This window comes from Microcystis sp. M53602_WE12 (genome assembly GCF_030065455.1).
In the GTDB taxonomy this organism is placed as follows: domain Bacteria; phylum Cyanobacteriota; class Cyanobacteriia; order Cyanobacteriales; family Microcystaceae; genus Microcystis; species Microcystis aeruginosa.
Map to the genome: position 1 here is coordinate 1 of NZ_JASJFB010000295.1, position 1,408 is coordinate 1,408.

General features: G+C 49.3%; 1 protein-coding gene. It reads left to right on the plus strand.

The annotated features are described in order from the left end of the window. Positions 1-277 precede the first annotated feature (277 nt). A complete protein-coding gene (locus PX482_RS10530) occupies positions 278-1,261 on the plus strand; it encodes a methyltransferase domain-containing protein (RefSeq protein ID WP_043999145.1) in 984 nt (327 codons plus the stop codon). Positions 1,262-1,408: the final 147 nt, after the last annotated feature.

Consider the following 1,408-nt stretch of genomic DNA (forward strand, 5'->3'; position numbering starts at 1 on the left):
GATCCCCCCGCCTATCGGCACCCCCCTTATCAAGGGGGGCAGGGGGGATCGGCACCCCCCTTATCAAGGGGGGCAGGGGGGATCGAACCTAAAATCCATTTTTAATTTAATTATAACCAGCTACTTAACTATTAAGATAACTGCTGTATTACCAGTCGCTTTCAACGGGGATAGTTAATTTCTGGCGAGGAACCAAAGTCACTCAACCGCAGAACCTCAAGGTTGTATAATCTTTAAGAGTTATTAAGCTTTGTATCAGTTTGCCCGGCAGCATTTAATGAATATACTTTTGCTGACATCATCTTTAGGTTTACTCCTAGCGATCGCTATCGTCGTCTATTTTGTTTCCTCTCGCAAGTACCAATCGTCGGACTCGGTGGCCAATTCCTACGACCAATGGACCCAGGACGGGATTTTAGAATACTATTGGGGCGAACACATCCATTTAGGTCACTACGGTTCCCCACCAGAAAAAAAAGACTTTCTACAGGCAAAAGCTGACTTTGTGGCGGAAATGGTCTCTTGGGGAGGTTTGGATAAACTACCCACCGGTGCAACTCTCCTCGATGTCGGTTGTGGTATTGGTGGCAGCAGTCGCATTCTGGCCCGCGACTACGGATTTGCCGTTACCGGTGTCACCATTAGTCCCAAACAAGTGGCACGGGCCAAAGAACTAACACCCCCAGATGTAAATGCTCGCTTTTTGGTCGATGATGCCATGGCCCTTTCTTTTCCCGACGAGAGTTTTGATGTGGTCTGGTCAATTGAAGCCGGTCCCCATATGCCGGACAAAGCCGTTTTTGCTCAGGAATTACTGCGAGTTCTCAAGCCGGGGGGAGTCCTGGTGGTAGCGGACTGGAATCAGCGAGATGACCGTCAAAAACCGCTTAATTTCTGGGAAAGTCCTGTAATGCGCCAACTTTTGGATCAGTGGTCCCACCCCGCTTTTGCCAGTATCGAAGGTTTTGCCGAACAGTTAGCGGCCACAGGATTGGTAGATGGGGAAGTGATGACTGCTGACTGGACAAAAGCCACTCTACCCTCTTGGATTGATACCATTTGGCAGGGGGTGATTCGTCCCCAAGGTTGGTGGCAATTTGGTCTGACTGGGTTGGTTAAATCCGTCCGAGAAGTGCCGACAATTCTGCTGATGCGTTTGGCCTTTGGTACGGGTTTATGTCGTTTTGGGATGTTCCGCGCTGTTCGCGCTCAATCCCATCTGCAAGCAAGTCAGCAAGAGTCTCTTACCTCAGTTATCTAGCTGGTTATAATTAGGGTCTGCTGAAAAAGTTTGTTGGTGGGGGCAGGGTGTGGGGTGTGGGGTGTGGGGTGTAGGGTTTTACCGATTTTGAGGTAGTCAGTTACCTAATTTTCAGGGAAAAAGTACCTGAATTTTACCCCCGATCCC

Excerpts from the sequence above, each read along its gene's own strand:
- PX482_RS10530 (WP_043999145.1), top strand. The coding sequence starts at position 278 with ATGAATATACTTTTGCTGACATCATCTTTAGGTTTACTCCTAGCGATC.